Source organism: Cupriavidus agavae (assembly GCF_004217045.1).
GTDB lineage: Bacteria > Pseudomonadota > Gammaproteobacteria > Burkholderiales > Burkholderiaceae > Cupriavidus > Cupriavidus agavae.
In genome coordinates this window covers 332804-349373 of sequence record NZ_SGXM01000002.1, presented here as the reverse complement: position 1 = coordinate 349373, position 16570 = coordinate 332804, and the positions used below count along the sequence as shown (strand labels likewise).

Below are 16570 nucleotides of genomic sequence, written 5' to 3'. Positions count from 1 at the left end.
AAACCTGCCACGGTCAGGCGAAAAAAGTGGCGCCTGACCCGCTTCCCGCCCCCTTCCGCCCCCGCCCGCTGCCCTGGCGCGGCTTACCGCGCCGCGTTGGCGGGCCGTACCGGGCGGAACGCCTCGCGCAGTTCCTCCGCGAACAGTTGCGGCTGCTCCCACGCCGCGAAATGGCCGCCCTTCGCTACCTGATGGTAGTAGTTCAGCGACGGGTAGGCCTGCCGGCTCCAGCTTTCCGGCGCGCGGTAGATCTCGTGCGGGAAGACGCTGATCGCCACCGGGATCTTGATGTCGCGGGTCTTCTGCGCCTCGGCGCTGAAATTGTTGTTGTTGTTCTCCCAGTAGAAGCGCGACGACGCGGCACCCGTGTTGGTGAGCCAGTACAGCGTGATGTCATTCAGGATGGCGTCGCGCCCCAGCACGGTCTCGGGCACGCCGTTGCTGTCGCTCCACTGGGCGATCTTCTCGTAGGTCCAGGCGGCCAGCCCGGCCGGGGAATCGGCCAGCGAGTAGCCGATGGTCTGTGGACGCGTCGCCATCATTGCCCCGTAGGCGGCGTTGCGCCCGAAGAACGTGCTCAGCGACTGGAAGGCGTCGCGTTCGGGCGCCGTCAGCGATGCCGGCGCCGGATCGCCGGCCAGGATCGATTTCATCAGCGGGCCGGGCACGGTGGCGGGCATGTTCAGGTGGATCGCCAGCAGCCCCTTGGGCGCCTGGCGGGCCAGCGCGTCGGAGATCACCGAGCCGTGGTCGCCGCCCTGCGAGACGTAGTGCTGGTAACCCAGCCGCTTCATCAGCACGTCCCAGGCGCGGGCGGTGCGGTCGGGGTTCCAGCCCAGTTCGCGCGGGATGCCCGAGAAGCCGTAGCCCGGAATCGACGGGATGATCACGTCGAAGGCGTCTTCGGCGCGGCCGCCATAGGCGGTGGGATCGGTCAGCGGGCCGATGGTCTTGACGAACTCGAAGATCGAGCCGGGCCAGCCGTGCGTGAGGATCAGCGGCATCGCGTTGGGATGGCGCGAGCGCACGTGGATGAACTGGATGTCCACGCCGTCGATGCGGGTGACGAACTGGGGCAGCGCGTTGAGCTGGGCCTCGGCCTTGCGCCAGTCATAGTCCTTGCCCCAGTACTGCACGAGCGCCTTGACGCGCGCCAGCTGGATGCCCTGCGACTCGTCCTTGACCAGCTCCTGGTCAGGCCAGCGCGTGGCGGCGATGCGCTGGCGCAGTTCGTCGAGCTGGGCCTGCGGCACGTGCACCTTGAACGGGCGGATGCTCTCGTCGCTGGCAGGCACCTGCGAGGCGGGCGGGGTGGCGCTGCTGGCGGGCGCGGCGGCCTTCGCCGGCAGGGCGTGGCCGGCCAGCGCCAGCGCGGCGAGGGCGGCGCTGACGGTCAGGGCGAGGCGGGTGGCAGGCGTGCGCGGCATGCTGCGGGTGGTGGCGTGTGACATCGTAAGGCTCCTTCCTGGACTTCGCGTTCGTATTGGGATCGTTCACGAGGGGTCGTGACCGAACGAAGTCTAGGGAGCCAGTGGTTGCCGAACGTGTCGGGTTCCCGGCGATTTGCACCGGCCTGTATCTGTACCGGTGCCGGATACAGAGCGATACAGGCTCAGCGTTCCCGCAGCGCCTCCGCCGCGCGGTTCAGCGGCTTGAGCAGGTATTCCAGCACCGTGCGCCGGCCGGTGCGGATCTCGGCCGTGGCGACCATGCCGGGCAGGATCGGGTGGCGCTTGCCGTCGTCGGTCTGCAGCCACGCGTGATCGGTCAGCACATAGACGCGGTAGTAGTAGATGCGCCGGTCCACCTGGTCCTCGATGGTGTCCGGCGAGATGCGGTCCACGCGGGCCGGCAGCGTGCCGTAGATCGACGGCTCGAACGCCGTGATCTTGACCGTGGCGGCCTGGTCCGGATGGATGAAGGCGATGTCGCGCGGGCTGATGCGGGCTTCCACCAGCAGTTGGTCGCCCAGCGGCACGATCTCCATGAGCACGCCGCCCGGCGCCACCACGCCGCCGATGGTGGAGATCCGGATGTCCTTGACGATGCCGCGCGCCGGCGAGGTCAGCGCGGTGCGGCGCAGCAGGTCGGCGCGGCCCTCGCGGATCTTGAGCAGCGGGCCGAGGTCGGCCATCGTGGTGGCGTAGTCTGATTTCAGGGCCACGTAGTACTCGCTCTGCGTGGCGGCCAGCCTGGTGGTCAGTTCGGCCGCCTTCTGGCGCAGGCGCAGGATCTCCACCTCGTTGGTGGCGCCGGTCTTCAGCAGCGGCAGCGCGATGTTGAGTTCGCCCTGCGCCAGCCGCAACTGCTCGCGCAGGTTGCCCACGTTCTCGCGGAACGCGCGGCGGTTGGTCAGGAAGGCCTGCCGCTCGCGCTCGGTGACGGCGGGGCTCTTCGCCAGCTCGGCCGGAAACCGGATGGCTTCGGCGTCGTTCATCTCCGCCTGCAGCCGGGCGGCGCGCGCCTGGAGCGCGGTGATCTTCTCCAGCGCCTCTTCCATCGACGAGCGCGCCAGCACCGGGTCCAGCGTGGCAAGCTGCTGGCCGGCCTGCACCACGTCGCCCTCGCGCACCGACAGTTCGGACAGCAGCCCGCCTTCGAGGCTCTGGATGATCTGGCCCTTGGAGGCCGGCGTGACGCGCCCCTCGCCGATCGCCACCTCGTCCAGGCTGGCGAACGCAGCCCAGGCGATGAAGACGGCCAGCGCGCCGATGATGGTCCACAGCAGGTAGCGCGAGCCGAGGGCCGTCCGCTGGCCGATGCGCATCGTGTTGGCAAAGGTTTCCATGCGCGTCACTCCGCCGCGCGCACGTTGGGCGCGGCCGTGCGGGTTGCGGGAGCCGGGCCGCGCAACGTGGCCAGCACCTCGTCGCGCGGGCCGTCGCGCACGATGCGGCCGTGGTCCACCACGATCAGGCGATCCACCAGTTGCAGCACCGGGTAGCGGTGCGTGGCCACCACCAGCGTGCGCCCGCCGAGCCACTCGCCCAACTGGCGGATCACGGCCAGCTCGGTGGCTTCGTCCAGCGATGCGGTGGGCTCGTCGAGCAGCAGCACGCTGGGCGAGCGCAGCAGCGTGCGCGCCAGGATCAACGCCTGCCGCTGGCCGCCGGACAGGCCAACGCCGTTCTCGCGGATGCGCAGGTCCAGCCCGTGCGGCTGGTTCAGCAGCAACTGGTCGGCGCAGGCCAGCCGCAGCGCGGCCAGCAGTGCGTCGTCGGTGGCCAGCGGGCTGGCCACCAGCAGGTTGTCGCGCAGCGTGCCGTAGAACAGGCTGGCCTCCTGCAGCACGACGCCCACGTCGCGCCGCACGTCGGCCACGTCGATCATCGGCATCGGTGTGTCGTTGAAGACCACGCGCCCCTGCTGGGGCGTGGACAGCCCCGCCAGCAGCCGCAGCAGCGTGGACTTGCCGGCGCCGACGCGGCCCAGGATCGCCACGCGCTCGCCGGGCTCGATGCGCAGGTCCGGCACGGTCAGCACCGGTTTCTCGTTGGGATCATAGCCATAGACCACGTTCTCGAAGCGGTAGCGGCCCACCAGCGCGGTGCGGTGGTAGGCGTCGCGGCCCGGCTCGTGGTCCAGCGGCAGCGTCAGCAGCGTGTCGAGCGCCTGCTTGCCGACACGCGCGTTCTGGATGCGCCCGAGCACTGCCGGAATCTGCGCCAGCGGCGCGATGGTGCGGCTGGTCAGGATCGAGCAGGCCAGCACCGCGCCGAACGACAGGTCGCCGTCGAGGATGCCGTAGACGCCCGCCACCAGCACCCCGGCGTAGGCAATCTGCTGCACGGTCTGCGCGAAGTTGACCAGCAGCCCGGCCAGGAAGCGCTGGCGCAGGCCGATTTCGCCGTTGACTTCGTTCGTGTGCTGCCAGATCTTGCGGAAGCGCGGCTCGGCCTGCAGCGCCTTGATGTCTTCCACGCGGTAGATCGACTCCATCAGGATGGCGTTGCGCAGCGCGGATTCGGCCATGCCCTGCGTGGAGAGCTTCGCCAGCGGCACCTGCGCGACCAGCCCCGGCAGCACCAGCAGCGGGATGGCCAGCAGCGGCACCAGCACCAGCCAGCCGCCCAGCAGCCAGATGATGAACAGGAAGGCCAGCACGAACGGCAGGTCGATCAGCACGCCGAGCGTGCTCGACGTCAGCAGCTCGCGCAGTTGTTCGAGGTCGCGCAACTGCGCGACCAGCGTGCCGGGCGACTGGGGCCGCGCGTCGTTGCGGATGTCGAGCACGCGGGCAAAGAACATCGCCGACAGTTTCAGGTCCACCTGCTTGCCGAAATGGTCGGCAATCGCCACGCGCGCCGTGCGGATCGCCAGCTCCAGCAGTAGCGCCAGCGCCACGCCGGCGGCCAGCACCCAGAGCGTATGGATCGAGCGCGCCGGCACCACGCGATCCCAGACCTGCATGGCGAACAGCGAGGTGGCGATGGCGAGCAGGTTGCCGAACAGCGAGCCCACGCCCAGCTCCAGCATGGTCTTCCAGTTCGCGCTGAAGGCGGCGCCGAGCCATTCGCGGGGGCGGGCGGCGAGGTGGGCGTCGAGCCGGTCACTGCGCGGCGTTTCGCGCTCGCGCAGCAGCAACAGCCGCAGCCGGCCGTCAGCCGCGAGCGATGCCAGCGCCGGCGTGCGTTCCACCACGCCGCTTTCGGTCGGCAGGTGAAGCGCGGCCTTGCCGCCCGCCACGGCCACGATCATCCCGACGTGCTGGCCGTCCACGCAGACCAGCGCGGGCAGCAGCACGTCGGTCAGCGCCGTGGCCGGGATCTCGGCGAACTGGCCGTCGAGCCCGGCGGCGGCCGCCATCTCGACGACCGAGCGGGCCGTGTCGCTGGCGTCCGCCCAGCGCGCGGCGCCGCGTACCAGTTCGGGCGAGTTGGCCAGGCCCAGGTGCCGGGCGGCCAGCAGGATGGTTTCGGTCCAGCGGGACAGGTCCGCCACCTCGGGCTGGAAGGCGCGGCCGGACGGTTCAGTGCGAGGCAAGGTCCTGCTCCCGTAGCAGTTCGACAAAGCGGCCCACGGCCACATGCGCCCTGATGCGCGCCAGCATGCTGTCGGCAATGGCCGTCACGCGCTCCTGCTCGGCGATGAAGATCTCGCGCTCAGGGTTGATCACATCGGTCAGCGTGCGCTTGTTGAGCATGTATTCCTGCCAGTACAGGTCGCGCGAGGCGCGCAGCAGGCCGATCACTTCCTCGAAGCTCGCCTTGCGCGCCCAGGCGCCGGCCGCCTCGGTGGCGGCGGCGTTCAGCGCGGTGCGGGCCTGCAGGCGTTCGTTGTCGAGCGAATCGAGCGCGGCGCGCTGCTCGGCCTTGGCGGCGGCGATGCGATGCCGGTTCAGCCCGCCCAGCGAGAAGTCGCCCGCGATCTGCACGCCCACCCAGGTGTCGTCGTTGGCGTTGGTCGGTCCGGTGGAGACCGAGCGGCTCACGCCGACACTGATGGCCGGAAAGCGCTCGGCCTCGGCCTGCGTGACGTGCGCCGAGGCCGCCTCGACGGCGGCGCCGGCTGCCAGTACGGACGGGGTTTGCTCGATATTGCCGCGCTCGTCGCCCAGGCCGCGTACGTCGGCGTCGGCCGTAACGAGTTCGGCCACGCGCTGGGGGCGCACGCCGATCAGTTCGGCGAGCCGTGTGGCGGAGACATCGAAGCGGCTGCGGGCCTTCAGCTCGTCGGCGCGGGCGCGCTGGATCGCCACGTCGGCCATGTTGCGGTCCGACGAGACCGACAGGCCGGCGCGCACGCGGTCGCCGATCTTGCCGCGGATGGCCGACAGGGCCTCGATCTGGCGCTGGGCGGCGATCACGATCTCCTGGCTCGCGGCCAGGTCCACGAACGTGGCGGCGGTGTTGGCGGCCACGGTCTCGATGCTGTCGGCCAGCAGGTGGCGGTTGCGGTTCAGCGTGGCGTCGGCGGCGGCAATTCGGCTCGACGTGCGGCCGAAATCGTAGACCAGCTGGCTCACGCCCACCGACGCCCGCGCGCCGGCACTGTTGCCGCCCGTGCCGAACGTGCCGCCATAGCCGGGCCGCACGCCGTATTCGAGCCGGGGGTACCAGGCCGCCTGCGCCACCGCCACCTCGGACGTGCTCTGCGCAATCACGGCGTTGGCGCGGCTGATGTCGGGATGGCGCGAGATGGCGATGCCCACCGCCTCGCGCATGTTCAGCCCCTGCACGGCCACGTGGCGGACGCCGGCGGGGTCGGCCGGCGCGTCCGCCAGGGCGGGGCGCGGCAATGGCGCCGGTCCCGTCACCTGGGTCAGCATCGGCGGTGCCGCCAGCGCGGGCATGCCGGCCAGTGCGCCCAGGGCCAGCACCAGCAGCGAGAACTCACGGACCGTACCGGCCACGACCCGGCGCGCCGGGCAAATATTGCGTGCTTGCAATCAGAGGCATCCCTGAAGAATCGGTGACGATGGGTCGTACGAGGTACCTCAGACAAGGATCTGTTGATTGGCGAGCAGGGTCTCCAGGTTGGTGGTGACGTTGTTCAGCGTCACCAGCGTTTGCGAGCCGTATGCCCCGCCGGCCCCGTCGCGGTCGATCGACACCACCGTGTTGCCGTTCACATTGGTCACGCTGAGGTAGTTGCGGATCAGGTCCCCCTGGTCGATGGTGGCCACGCCGTTGACGTAGTGGGCCGGGCCGTCGGCGTCGGCCTGGTAGCCGACCAGCAGCGCCGAGACATCGAGCCGGTCCATGCCGGGCTGGTTCGGGCTGGTGCCCACGCTGAAGTCGGTGATCGTGTCGCTGCCGTTGCCGCCGCGGGCATCGGCATTGCTGACCACTTCCCACAGGAACACGTCGCCGCCCGCGCCGCCGATCAGCGTGTCGTTGCCGGCGCCGCCGATCAGCACGTCATTGCCCGCCCCGCCGTTGAGCGTGTCGTTGCCGGTGCCGCCGCGCAGCAGGTCGTTGCCGCCAAGCCCGTTGAGCGTGTCGTCACCGCCATAGCCGTAGATGCGGTCGTCGCCGGCCGATCCGTTGGTGGTGGTGCCCGCCGCCGTGCCCTCGATGATGGCCGATGGCTGGGCGCCGCCCAGCAGGTTGGTCAGCACGCCGGCGCTGATCAGCTGGCTGGCCGTGCTGGTGGTGGTCAGGCCGGTCGTGTCGGTGGCCGAGATCTGCAGCGAGTTGAGCAGGCCGACGTTGATCCCCAGCAGGCCGTTCGACAGCGTGACCGAGCCAAGGAATTCATTGAGCCGCAGGTTGTCGATCGGGCCGCCGTCGAGCGCGGTGACGGTCAGCACCGACGACGCGCCAATGCCCAGCAGGCCCGGATTGTTGACCACGTTGAAGCGCAGCCCCAGTTCGGCGGCCAGCGCCTGGTTGCCGTTGAGCTGCTGCAGCGCCAGCAGGTCCAGCACGCCGCCGAACGAGACACGCACCGACTGGATGTTGTTGTTGTAGTCGCTCGCGGCGAAGAACTGCTGCTGGCCCAGCTCGATCAGGCCGAGCAGGTTGGCGTCGGCGATGCCGAGCAGTCCGCCCGCATCGCGCACGGCCACCTGCGGCGCGACGTTGGTGACGATCGTGAACGACTGGGTCGAGGTGCCGCCCAGGTTGCCGGCCGCATCGATGACCCGCGTGCTGACCGAGTGGCCGCCATCGGCCAGCTGGCCCGGTGCGTACCACTGCCAGCCGGTGCCGTTGACCACGGCGTTGGTCCACGTGGCGCCGCCGTCGAGGCTGACCTGCAGCGTCTCGCCAGCGCCCAGCGCGCCGCTGAGCGTGCCGCCGATGATCGGGGTGTGGTCGCCCGTGATCCAGTCGCCCACGGTGCCGGTGTCGTCCGTCAGCGTGCTGATGGTGGCGGTCACGGTCGGCGCCACGGTATCGACGGTCAGCGTGAACGTGGGCGCCGGGGCGCTGGCATTGCCCGAGGCATCGGTGGCCGTGACCGACAGCGCGTAGGTGCCGTTCGGCAAGCCCGCGGGCGGCGTGAACGACCAGTTTCCGCTGCCGTCGACCAGCGCGGTGCCGAGCAGCGCCGCGCCGTTGAAGATGGCGATCGTGCTGTTGGCCTCGGCGGTGCCGGCCAGCGTGGGCGTGTTGTCGTTGGTGCTGGCGCCGTTGGCCAGCGGCCCGGCCACGGGCGCCACGTTGTCGGTGACGCTGGTGATGACCGGCGCGGCGGGCGCCAGCGCATCGACCGTGGCCGTGGCGGCGCCGCTCGTGTTGCCGGCGGCGTCGCTGGCGGTCACGCTGACCACGATGCCGTTGGCCAGCGCGGGAGAGGGGCCGAACGACCACGCGCCCGCGCCATTGGCGGTCACGCGGGCGTCGGCCACGCCATCGCCGTTCAGGTCGATGTTGACCGTGCTGTTGGCGTCGGCGGTGCCCGTCAGCGCCGTGCCGCTGCTCAGCGTGATCCGCGGCGTGGATGGCGCCACGGTATCGACGGTCAGCGTGAAGGCGGCCGTGGGCGCGCTGGTGTTGCCCACGGCATCGGTGGCGGTCACCGTGAAGCTGTGCGCCGCGTTGGTCAGCGCGGCCGTGGTGAACTGCCAGTTGCCGTCGGCATCGGCGGCCACGGTGCCCAGCAGCGCGCCGCCGTCGAACACGCTGACCGTGCTGCCAGCCTCGGCAGTGCCGGCCAGCGTCGGCGTGGCGTCGTTGGTGGCGGTGCCGCTCGTCAGCGTGCCGGTGACCGGCGCCACGTTGTCGGTCACGCTGACCAGTACCGGCGTGGCCGGCGCGGCGGCGTCGATCGTGGTGCTGGCGCCGTTGCTGGTATTGCCGGCCGCGTCGGTGGCCGTGACCGTGACCACGGTGTTGTTGGCCAGCGGGGTGCCGGGCGTGTAGCTCCACGCGCCGCCCGTGGCGGTCACGGTGGCGTCGGCGGTGCCGTCGCCGTTGAAGTCCAGGCTGACCGTGCTGCCGGCCTCGGCGGTGCCGCTCAGCGTGGCGCCGTTGCCTGGCGCGATCGTTGGCGTGGCGGGCGGTGCCGTGTCCACTGTGAACGTGTAGACCACGCTCGGCCCGCCCGTATTGTTGACCGCATCGGTGGCCACGGCGGTCACGGCATAGGTGCCGTCGGCCAGCGCGGCCGTGGTGAAGCTCCAGTTTCCGGCACCGTCCGCAACGGCCGTGCCGAGCAGCCCGGCCGGCGTGGAGAGCGAGATCACGGCGTTGGGCTCGGCGGTCCCGGTCAGCGTCGGCGTGGTGTCGTTGGTGCTGCCGCCGCTGGGCACGGTGCCGGTGCCCGGCAGCGCATTGTCGCTCACGCTGACGATCACCGGCGGCGGGGGGGCCGCCGCATCGATGACGATGCTGGCGGTCTCGCCGGTGTTGCCGGCGGCGTCGGTGGCGCTCACGTTCACCGTCACGCCGTTGTCGAGCGGCGAGGGCACCACGTAGGCCCAGTTACCGGCCGGATCGGCGGTGACCGTGGCATCGATCGAGCCGTTGCCGTCCAGGTCGAGGTTGACCGTGGAGCCGGCCTCGGCGGTGCCGTTGAGCAATCCGCCGTTCGAGGGCAGCACGGTCGGCACGGCTGGCGGCGTGTTGTCGTCGATATTGACATCGACCACCGTGGTGGCCGGATTGCCGGTGTTGCCCGCCGCGTCGGTGGCCGTCACGGACACCACCACGCCGTTGCCGAGCGGCGTGCCGGGCAGGTAGGACCAGTTGCCGTTGTCGTCGGCGGCCACGGTGGCGTCCACCGAGCCGTTGTTGCCGATGTCGATCGACACCACGGCGCCCGGCTCGGCGGTGCCGGTCAGGGCCGTCCCGTTGGTGGGGTCGATCCCGGGAAGGTCGGGCGCGTCGGTGTCCACCGTGAGCGTGAACGCCGGGCTCGATTCGCTGGCGTTGCCGGCCGCGTCGGTGGCGACAACGGTCAGCGTGTAGCCGCCATCGGCCAGGGTCGGCGTGATCGACCAGTTGCCGTCCGCATCGGCCACGTCGGTGCCGAGCAGCGTGTCGCCGTCATAGAGGGCGACGGCCATGCCGGCCGGCGCCGTGCCGCTGATGACCGGCGAGGTGTCGCTGGTGGCGCCGCCGGAGAAGATCGGCGAGACCGGCGTACCGGCATCGTTGACCACGCTCGTGATGGCCGGCGTGGCCGGCGCCGCCGTATCGACGTTGAGCGCAAACGCGGTGGGCGGGCTGGTATTGCCGGCCGCGTCGGTGGCGGTGAAGGTCAGCGCGTGGTCGCCATCGTCGAGTCCGCCCGGCGTGAAGGTCCAGGCGCCGGTGCCCGGCGCGGCCGTGACCGTGCCGATCAGCGTGTCGCCGTCATAGATGTTGATCGTGCTATCAGGCTCCGCCGTGCCGTTGAAGGTGGGCGTATTGTCGTTCGTGCTGCCGCCGCTGGCGAGCGGCGTGGTGCCGGGTGCGACGTCGTCGGCCACGGTCACGATGACCGGGGCCGGCGGTGCGGCGGCATCGATCGTGGCGGTGTCCGCGTCACCGGTGTTGCCGGCCGCGTCGGTGGCGGTCACCGACGCCACGGCGCCATCCGGCAGGCCGCCGGCCGGCGCGTAGGACCAATTGCCGTCTTCGTCGGCGCTGACGGTCGCGTCGGCCACACCGTCGCCGGTCAGGTCGATGTTGATCGTGCTGCCGGCTTCGGCGGTGCCGGCGAGTTCGGTCGCGCCGTGGACGTCGATCGATGGCGCAGCGGGCGGCGCGGTATCGATCGTGATGACGAAGCCGGTGCTGGCCTGGCCCTCGTTGCCGACGCTGTCGGTGGCCGTGGCGGTCAGCGTGTAGGTGCCGTCGTCCAGCGGGCCGGTGGGTGTGATCGACCAGTTGCCGTCGCCATCGGCCTGGATGCTGCCGATCAGCGTGCCGCCGTTGTAGAGCGCCACCGTGCTGTTGGGCTCGGCGGTGCCGGTGAAGGTGGGGGTCGGATCGTTGGTGCTGCCGCCGGTGGCCACCGGGGTGGTGCCCGGCGCCACGTTGTCGCCGGCCGAGAGCACCACGGGTGCCGGCGGCGGCGCGGCGTCGATCGTCGCGGTCGTGGGTGCGCTGGTGTTGCCGGCCGCATCGGTGGCGGTCACGCTGACTACCGTGCCGTCCGGGAGCGGCGGGGCCGGGGTGTAGATCCATGCGCCGGCGCCATCGGCGCCGACCGTCACGTCAGCCACGCCGTCACCGTCGAGATCGATGCCGATCGTGCTGTCCGGCGCGGCCGTACCGGTCAGCGTCGTGCCGTTGCTGGCCTCGATGGCCGGTGGCGGCGGGGCGGCCGTATCGATGGTGAAGTCGAACGTCGCGCTGTCGGGGCCCGTGTTGCCGGCGGCGTCGGTCGCGGTGGCAACCAGCGAGTAGGCGCCATCGGGCAGCGCCGTGGCGGGCGTGAAGCTCCAGTTGCCGTCGGCGTCGGCCACCGCCGTGCCAATCGGGTCCGGGCCGTCGCCATAGAGGTTGACCGTGCTGCCGGGCTCGGCGGTGCCGCGCAGCGTCGGCGTGGCGTCGTCGAGGCTGCCGCCGCTCGGCAGCGGCGTGGCGCCAGGCGTGGCGTCGGCCAGCACGCCGGCGATCACGGGCGGGGCCGGCGGCGTACCGTCGACGATGACCGTGGCGGGATCGCTGGTGTTGCCGGCCGCGTCGGTGGCGGTCACCGTGACGACGCTGCTGTTCGGCAACGTGGCACCGGGCGTGTAGCTCCAGTTGCCGTCTGCGTCGGCCTCGGTCGTGGCATCGGCCACGCCGTCGCCGTTGAGGTCGATGCCGATGGCGCTGCCGGGGTCGGCCGTGCCGCTGATCTCGGTGCCGTCGCTGGCGGCGATCACGGGCGTGGCCGGCGGCGTGGCGTCAACCGTCAGCGTGAACGGCGCGCTCGGGCCGCTGACGTTGCCCTGCGGATCGGTGGCGGTGACGGTCAGCGAGTAGGCGCCATCGGTCAGGGCCGGCGACGGGATGATCGTCCAGGCGCCGTCGCCATCGGCCACCGTGGTGCCGACCAGCGTCGTGCCGCTGTAGAGGTCGACGGTGCTGCCGGCCTCGGCGGTGCCGGTGAACTCGGGCGTGGTGTCGTTGGTGACATCGCCGCTGGCCAGCGCCTCGGTGGCGCCCATGTTGTCGGTCACCGTGCCGATGGCCGGCGCGCCCGGGACGGTCAGGGGAATGGTTACGGCAACCGGGGCGCTCGGGTTGCCGGCGGCGTCCACGGCGGTCACGATGGCCGTGCCCGGCGGCAGCGGCGTGGCGGACGTGTAGCGCCAGGCGCCGTCCGGATCGGCAGTGACCGTGGCATCCACGGTGCCGTCGCCGTCCAGGTCGAGCTGGATCGTGCCCGACGCGTCGGCCGTGCCGGCCAGCGTGGTGCGGTCAACGGTCTCCACGACCGGCACGCCGGGCGGCACCGTGTCGATGACCAGTTCGAAGGCCGGGCCCGGCAGGCCGGTGTTGCCGGTGGCGTCGGTGGCGGTCACTTCGATGGCGTACTCGCCATCGGGCAGCGCGGTAGCCGGGGTGAACGACCAGTTGCCGTCGCCGTCTGCCGTGGTGGTGCCGAGCGTCGCGCCGGAGTTGGCGTCGGTCAGCGTGATCGTGCTGTTCGGCTCGGCGGTGCCGGCAAACGTGGGCGTGGTGTCGTTGGTGCTCCCGCCGGACGTCAGCGTGCCGGTTACCGGCGCGGCGTTGTCGCTGACGGTCGAGAGGACGGGCGGGGGCGGCGCGGCGGCATCGACGGTGACCGAGATACCGGGGCCGGTGTTGCCGGCCGTATCGGTGGCGGTCACGGTGACGACCGTGCCGTTCAGCAGCGGCAGCAGCGGCGTGTAGCTCCAGTTGCCTTCGTCGTCGGCGGCGGTGGTGACATCGGGCGTGCCGTCGTTGTTCAGGTCGATGTTGACCGTGCTGCCGGCCTCGGCGGTGCCGGACAGCGCGGTGCCGTCCGATGGGTCGAGCGTGGGCGCGGCGGGCGGCGTGCTGTCGACCATGCCCGCATCGATCGTGGTCGAGGCCGGCGCGCTGGCATTGCCGGCCGCGTCGGTGGCTACCACGGTGACCACCGTGCCATCCGGCAGCGGCGTGTCGGGGGCGTAGGACCAGTTGCCGCTGCCGTTGGCGGTGACCGTGGTGTCCGGCGTGCCGTCACCGTCGAGGTCGATGGCGATCGTGCTGCCGGGGTCGGCCGTGCCGGCCAGCGTGGCGCCATTGCTCGGCGCGACGGTCGGGGTGGCCGGCCCGCTGGTGTCGACGATGACCGTGAACGGTGCGCCGGGCTGGCTGGTGTTGCCGCTGGCATCGGTGGCCGTGGCCGTCAGCGCGTGGCTGCCGGTGCCGAGCGGCGCGCCCGGGGTGAAGGTCCAGTTGCCGGCGCCATCGGCAACGGTGGTGCCGAGCGGCGTCGTGCCATCGTAGATGGTGACCGTGCTGCCGCGTTCGGCGGTGCCGGAGAGCGTGGGTGTGCTGTCGTTGGTCGTGCCGCCCCCGGCAATCGGGCCGGTCACCGGTGCCGTGTCGTCGCTGGCCGCGCCGATCACCGGGGCGGCAGGCGCTGCGGAGTCGATGGTCGCGCTGACCGGTGCGCTGGCGTTGCCGGCCGCGTCGCTGGCCGTCACGGTGACCACGGTGCCATCGGGCAGGGCGGGCGAGGGCACGTATTGCCAGTTGCCATCGTCGTCGGCGGTAACCGTGGCGTCGGGCGTGCCGTTGCCGTCGAGGTCGATGGCAACGATGCTGCCGGCAGCCGCCGTGCCGGCCAGCCCCTGCGCGTTGCTTTGCGTGACCACGGGGGAGGCAGGCGCGGCGGTGTCGATCGTCAGCGTGAATGGGTCGGTGGCGGGGCTGACGTTGCCGGCCGGGTCTGTCGCGGTGGCGGTGATCGCGTAGGTGCCGTCGGCCAGCGGCGCCGCGGGCGTGAACGACCAGTTGCCATCGGCGTCGGCCACCACGGTGCCCAGCAGCACGGCGCCGTTGAACAACTGGATCGTCGTGCCCGGCTCGGCGGTGCCGCTCAGCGTGGGCGTGCTGTCGTTGGTGCTGGCGCCATCGGCCAGCGGGCCGGTGACCGGCCCGGCGTCATCGGACACGGCGGCCAGCTCGGGTGTGTCCGGCGCCTGGGTGTCGACGATCAGGTCGATGATCGTCGGTGTGCTCGGCGAGCCATCGGGATTGGTCTGCGTGACCGAGATCTGGTGGCTGCCATCGGGCAGGCGCTGCAGCGTATAGCTCCAGTTGCCGTTGGCGTCGGCCTGTACGGTGGCCAGCGGCTGGCCGTCGAGCAGGATCGTGATCGTGCTGTTGGCAGGGGCGCCGACGCCGCGCAGCGTGGGCGTGGCGTTGGCGGTGGCCTGCGGGCCGCTCTCGCCGATGACATTGCCGATCGGTGCCACCGAGGGCGCGCCGGGCGGGGTGCTGCCCCCGCCGCCCCCGCCGCCGCCGGTCCCGCCGCCGGCGTTGTTGCCGTCGTCACCGCCACCGCCGCTGGCCACGGCCGCGATCAGGCCCGCGCCGGCCGCCAGGCCCAGCAGCCCCAGCAGGGCCTTGGTGGAGGTGCTCGATGATATGGGCGCGTAGGTGACGGCCGCTTCGAGAATCTGGTCGCCGCCGGCCACCATGGCCTGGTCGAACGACACCAGCCAACTGCCGTCGCCCTGCACGAACACCAGATTGTTGTATTGCGCGCCGTTGCTGAAGAAGCCGTTGATGCGCAGCGTGCGGCCGTCCTGGAACGACAGCAGCAGGTCGCTGCCCTCGCGCGCATAGTTGGTCACGCTCTCGCGCGGTGCGGATACCAGGAAGTTGGCAGGACCCTGGGGCGCGGAAACCTGGGTGTCGCCGGCGGCGACAGCAACGTTGGCGTGGTCCTTCAGGACGGCGGGCGATGCCATGCGAGCTCTCCTTGCGGTGACGGTCAAATGCGCCGCGGCACAGCCCGGCGCAACGACTTGCATCCCCCCAACGATCTGCCGCATTCGTGAACCGGCCATCATTGCGACGGCCTTTTTGTCATGGCATCGGCAGTGTCCTGAAAATGTCAGGATCTGCCGAAAATGTTAAGTAGCCGCTACAGAGCAGTATGGCAATTGAAACGCACACTTCACGTCTGCGGTTACTTTTTGTTGCATGTGATAACTACTGCGCTTTCGGCTCGCTGCGCCGCCGTTTCTCCGGGGCGGAGAATTCGGCGAACACGCGCGCCTGCACCCGCTCCATGGCTTCCAGCGTCTGCGCGTCGCTGCCCTCGCTGGCGGTCACGCCGGTGGCATCCTTCGACCTGGCGCCGGCCGGGTGGAAGACGAACTTCGCGCCGGCGTCCTTGCCCAGCTCCGCCTGCAGGCCGCTGTTCAGTGCTTTCAGGTATTTCTTCTTGGTGGCTTTCTTCATGGCTTTCCCTGGTTGGCGGTGGCGGCCCCGATCTGGGCGCGCTCCAGTTCCTGATGGGCGTCGTCGAGCTTGCGCTGACGCTGGTCGATCTTCGACTGGCTCTTGCCGTCGGCCTTTGCCTTGTCGAGATCGCGCTGGCGCTCTTCGACCTTGTCCTGCGCCGCGCGGATCCTTTTCTGCTGGCGGGCATCGAGCGAGGCATCGGTGCAGTTTGCCTTCACGTTGGCAAGCGCCGTTTCCAGGCCGGCCACGCGTTGCGCATTGCCGTGCGCCTTCGCGTAGGCAATCTCCTTTTCCAGCGAGACACGCTTGGCGTCACAACGCTCTCCCTGCGCCCAGACAGGCGCCACCGCAGTGGCGCAAAGCAGGGCAAGGGTGAATCCAAGGGGTTGTTTCACGATCGTCGGGCTCCTGTCGGGTGCTGGGCAACGGTCAGCATATCTGCGATTGGCCCATCTGTGCGCACGAAAGCGGCGCATGAGACGCCTTTTGCCGCCAGTCGGCAACGATCAGGCCGCAGGCGCGACCGTGGCACCGTGGACGTCGTGCGCGCGCAGCGCCTCGGCGACGCGCCCCGACGCCTTCATGTCCTCGACAAAACCTGCCAGGAAGGCCGCGGCAGCGTCGCCGCGCGACTTGGGCACGCCCATCGCCTGGCGAATCACCATGAAGCGCTCGCCAAGCAGCCGCAGGCCGGGCAGCCCGGCGATGTCCGATTCCAGTTGCTGCCTCACGCCAGCGGCCACGTCATGGCTGGCTTCGAGGAACGTCTTCACCACGGTCTGCGAGGAGGGCGCCCGGACGATCTCGGCCTGCTGCAGTTCGCGCGTCAGGTAGAGGTCGTAGGCGCTGCCCTGGCCGACCACCACGCGCGTGCCGGGGCGGTCCACGTCGGCGTTGGTGCGGACCGGGGAATCGTCACGGACCAGGTAGTAGCCTTCGATCAGCACATAGGGCGCCGTGAACGCAATGCTGGCGCCGCGCCGGGGATCGATCGCGAAGAAGCCGATGTCGGCCTCGTCCGCCGCGACGATATCGACGGCGCGGCCCGCCGTGTCGACCACCACCGGTTCCAGCGGCACCCCCAGCCGCGTGGCGAGCGCCGTGGCCAGATCGACCGACACGCCGCCCGCGCTGCCCGCCGTGGTGCGATGGGCGAGGATGGGGTTGCCGAGGTTGATGGCGGCGCGCAGCGTGCCGGTGGGTGCGAAAGCCTGGACGATGTCTTGGGAGGTCATGGACGGCGGCGGGTCACAAGGGATGGCGGCAAGCTTACCGCAATC

8 protein-coding genes are annotated in these 16570 nt (G+C 70.9%); all 8 read right to left on the bottom strand.

Going from position 1 to position 16570, the window contains the following annotated elements:
- Positions 1 to 83: 83 nt before the first annotated feature.
- The 8 genes from EV147_RS12610 to EV147_RS12575 all read right to left on the bottom strand — a co-directional run bounded on the left by EV147_RS12610 (position 84) and on the right by EV147_RS12575 (position 16525).
- Positions 84 to 1451: an epoxide hydrolase family protein gene (locus EV147_RS12610; protein WP_235844711.1), complete on the bottom strand. Its 1368-nt coding sequence runs from the start codon at positions 1449 to 1451 to the stop codon at positions 84 to 86.
- A gap of 161 nt (positions 1452 to 1612) precedes the next feature.
- Entirely contained in the window at positions 1613 to 2788 is a 1176-nt protein-coding gene (locus tag EV147_RS12605; RefSeq protein ID WP_198680233.1) for an HlyD family efflux transporter periplasmic adaptor subunit, read from the bottom strand.
- A gap of 5 nt (positions 2789 to 2793) precedes the next feature.
- On the bottom strand, positions 2794 to 4983 hold the full coding sequence (locus EV147_RS12600) for a type I secretion system permease/ATPase (RefSeq protein WP_235844710.1): 2190 nt from the start codon (positions 4981 to 4983) through the stop codon (positions 2794 to 2796).
- Positions 4970 to 6388, bottom strand: a complete 1419-nt coding sequence (locus EV147_RS12595) for a TolC family protein (RefSeq protein WP_407923222.1) — start codon at positions 6386 to 6388, stop codon at positions 4970 to 4972. Before EV147_RS12595 ends, EV147_RS12600 begins: the two co-directional genes overlap by 14 nt.
- Positions 6389 to 6436: 48 nt before the next feature.
- Positions 6437 to 14791 carry an Ig-like domain-containing protein gene (locus EV147_RS12590; RefSeq protein ID WP_130391517.1) on the bottom strand — a complete coding sequence of 2785 codons (8355 nt, stop codon included), beginning with the start codon at positions 14789 to 14791 and terminating at the stop codon, positions 6437 to 6439.
- Between the two features lie 244 nt (positions 14792 to 15035).
- Entirely contained in the window at positions 15036 to 15287 is a 252-nt protein-coding gene (locus tag EV147_RS12585; RefSeq protein ID WP_130391516.1) for a hypothetical protein, read from the bottom strand.
- Positions 15284 to 15685, bottom strand: coding sequence for a DUF1090 domain-containing protein (locus EV147_RS12580; RefSeq protein ID WP_235844709.1), 402 nt, complete (start codon positions 15683 to 15685; stop codon positions 15284 to 15286). The genes EV147_RS12585 and EV147_RS12580 overlap by 4 nt, the downstream gene beginning before the upstream one ends.
- Before the next feature lie 111 nt (positions 15686 to 15796).
- Complete coding sequence (locus tag EV147_RS12575; RefSeq protein ID WP_130391514.1) at positions 15797 to 16525, bottom strand: ABC transporter substrate-binding protein; 729 nt, start codon at positions 16523 to 16525, stop codon at positions 15797 to 15799.
- Between the last annotated feature and the right edge of the window lie 45 nt (positions 16526 to 16570).

Bases quoted from the DNA above. Each gene is read 5' to 3' on its own strand.
- EV147_RS12590 (WP_130391517.1), bottom strand. From the start codon at position 14,791: ATGGCATCGCCCGCCGTCCTGAAGGACCACGCCAACGTTGCTGTCGCC.
- EV147_RS12575 (WP_130391514.1), bottom strand. From the start codon at position 16,525: ATGACCTCCCAAGACATCGTCCAGGCTTTCGCACCCACCGGCACGCTG.
- EV147_RS12585 (WP_130391516.1), bottom strand. From the start codon at position 15,287: ATGAAGAAAGCCACCAAGAAGAAATACCTGAAAGCACTGAACAGCGGC.
- EV147_RS12605 (WP_198680233.1), bottom strand. From the start codon at position 2,788: ATGGAAACCTTTGCCAACACGATGCGCATCGGCCAGCGGACGGCCCTC.
- EV147_RS12610 (WP_235844711.1), bottom strand. From the start codon at position 1,451: ATGTCACACGCCACCACCCGCAGCATGCCGCGCACGCCTGCCACCCGC.